The 2,592-nt window shown below is 70.9% G+C and carries 3 protein-coding genes; all 3 read right to left on the bottom strand.

Features of this window, described 5'->3' with window-relative positions; genetic code table 11:
* The coding region (locus ACWGH4_RS33980) for an adenosylhomocysteinase (protein ID WP_453467635.1) at positions 1-613 on the bottom strand (613 nt) is incomplete at its 3' end.
* Positions 591-1,493: a methylenetetrahydrofolate reductase [NAD(P)H] gene (gene metF / locus ACWGH4_RS33975; RefSeq protein ID WP_441267636.1), complete on the bottom strand. Its 903-nt coding sequence runs from the start codon at positions 1,491-1,493 to the stop codon at positions 591-593. The genes metF and ACWGH4_RS33980, both read right to left, overlap by 23 nt.
* Positions 1,490-2,592 (bottom strand): vitamin B12 dependent-methionine synthase activation domain-containing protein (locus ACWGH4_RS33970; RefSeq protein WP_453467633.1); only part of this gene is annotated, 1,103 nt, incomplete at its 5' end. The genes metF and ACWGH4_RS33970, both read right to left, overlap by 4 nt.

The following is a 2,592-nucleotide window of genomic DNA, read 5'->3' as shown; positions in this document are numbered from 1 at the left end:
CGTAGAGGCGGTGGACACCGGTGGTGGTCTCCTCCGTCACGCCGCGGATCTCCGCGGCGAGCTGGGGCCAGTCGAGGGTGGAGCGGTGCAGGAGTTCGAGGATGACGCGGTACTCGTCGTTGTCCGCGGTGGACGGGTCGGGGACGGCGCCGGCCTTGGTGAACTCGACGCCCTTGTGGACCAGGAGGGTGGCGTCGCCGCCGTCGTCGAGGATCATGTTGGGGCCTGCGTGGCCGGGCCAGGTCAGGGCCTGCTCGGTGCACCACCAGTACTCCTCCAGGGTCTCGCCCTTCCAGGCGAAGACGGGGATGCCGGCGGCGGCGATGGCGGCGGCGGCGTGGTCCTGGGTGGAGAAGATGTTGCAGGACACCCAGCGGACCTCGGCGCCGAGGGCGACGAGGGTCTCGATGAGGACGGCGGTCTGCACGGTCATGTGCAGGGAGCCGGTGATGCGGGCGCCGGCGAGCGGCTGGGCGTCGGCGTACTCCTTGCGGATCGACATCAGGCCGGGCATCTCGTGCTCGGCGAGAGTGATCTCCTTGCGGCCGAATTCGGCGAGGGAAAGGTCCGCGACCTTGAAATCCGTGAAGTCAGCGGCCGGCTGCGAGGGCATGTGCACTCCTTGAGTTCTGGATGTTCTGGTGGATCTCGAGCGTCGCGGTGGAGCGGTTGAGGGTGATGTAGTGCAGTCCGGGGGCGCCTTCCGCGAGGAGGCGCTCGGCCATGGCGGTGGCGTACTCGACGCCGATGCGGTGGCCGTCGGCCCGGTTGTCGCGGGCCGCGTCGAGGCGGGCGGCGAGGTGGGCGGGGAAGGTGGCGCCGGACAGCTGGGCGAAGCGGGCGATCTGCTTCACGTCGGTGGCCGGCATGATCTCGGGGATGATCGGGGTGTCGCAGCCGGCGGCCGCGACCCGGTCCCTCAGCCGCAGGTAGTCCTCGGTGTGGAAGAACATCTGGGTGATGGCGTAGTCGGCGCCGGCCTTGCATTTGGCGACGAAGTGGCGGATGTCGTCGTCCCAGTCGGTGGAGCGGGGGTGGCGTTCGGGGAAGGCGGCGACGCCGACGCTGAAGTCGCCCGACCTGCGCACCAGGGAGACGAGTTCGTGGGCGTGGGTGAAGCCGTCGGGGTGCGGTGTCCAGGGGGCGTTCGGGTCGCCGGGCGGGTCGCCGCGCAGGGCGAGGACGTCGTGCACGCCGGCGTCCGCGTACTGGCCGATGATGTGGCGCAGTTCGGCGACCGAGTGGTCCACCGCGGTGAGGTGGGCGACGGGGCGCAGGGTGGTCTCGGCGGCGATGCGTTTGGTGACGGCGACGGTGCGGTCCCTGGAGGAGCCGCCGGCTCCGTAGGTGACGGACACGAACGTCGGAGCGAGGGGCTCGATGCGGCGGACGGCGTTCCACAGGGTGCGGGTGCCGGCCTCGGTCTTCGGCGGGAAGAACTCGAAGGAGAACGAGGGCCGGCCCGAGGCGAGAGCGTCGCGCAGGGTGCTCATGAGCGGCCTCCGGCATTGAAGTAGCTCGCCTCGGGGTGGTGGATGACGATCGCGTCGGTGGACTGCTCGGGGTGGAGCTGGAACTCCTCGGACAGCTGGACGCCGATGCGTTCCGGTTCGAGGAGGGCGGCGATCTTGGCGCGGTCCTCGAGGTCGGGGCAGGCGGGGTAGCCGAGTGAGTAGCGGCAGCCCTGGTACTCGGTGCGGAGCATGCCGTCGAGGCCGGTGGGGTCGCTGCCGGCCAGTCCCAGTTCGGCGCGCACGCGGGCGTGCCAGTACTCGGCCAGTGCCTCGGCGAGCTGGACGGACAGGCCGTGGAGTTCGAGGTAGTCGCGGTAGGAGTTGGCCTCGAACAGCTTGGCGGTCTCCTCGCCGATGCGGGAGCCGACGGTGACGACCTGGAGGGCGACGACGTCGGTCTCGCCGGACTCCTCGGGGCGGAAGAAGTCGGCCAGGCACAGGTACCGGCCGCGGCTCTGGCGGGGGAAGGTGAAGCGGGTGCGTTCCGAGCCGTCGTCGCCGAGGATGATCAGGTCGTCGCCCTTGGAGACGCAGGGGAAGTAGCCGTGGACGACGGCCGCTTCGAGGAGGTTGTCGGTCTGCAGCCGCTCGAGCAGGCCGCGCAGCCGGGGCCGGCCCTCGGACTCCACCAGTTCCTCGTAGGTGGGGCCGGTGCCGCGGGCGGCCTTCAGGCCCCACTGGCCCTTGAAGAGGGCGCTTTCGTCGAGCCAGGAGGCGTAGTCCTTGAGCGGGATGCCCTTGACGACGCGGCTGCCCCGGAACGGCGGGGTGGGGACGGGGTTGTCGGTGGCGACGTCGGAGCGGGTGGGCTGCTCCGGGGGTCGTTCGTCGACGACCGTGGTCGTGGCCTTGACGCGGCGCTGCTTGAGTTCGGGCAGGGCCGCGCCGGGGACGCCGCGTTTGATGCCGATGAGGGCGTCCATCAGGCGCAGGCCCTCGAACGCGTCGCGGGCGTAGCGGACTTCGCCGTCGTAGATCTCGTGGAGGTCCTGTTCGACGTAGGCGCGGGTGAGGGCGGCGCCGCCGAGGATGACCGGGTAGTCGGCGGCCATGCCCCGCTGGTTGAGCTCCTGGAGGT

The sequence above is a fragment of the Streptomyces sp. NPDC054847 genome (genome assembly GCF_053610925.1).
The sequence above is the reverse complement of the archived record's forward strand: the minus strand, read 5'-3'. Positions and strand labels throughout refer to the sequence as shown.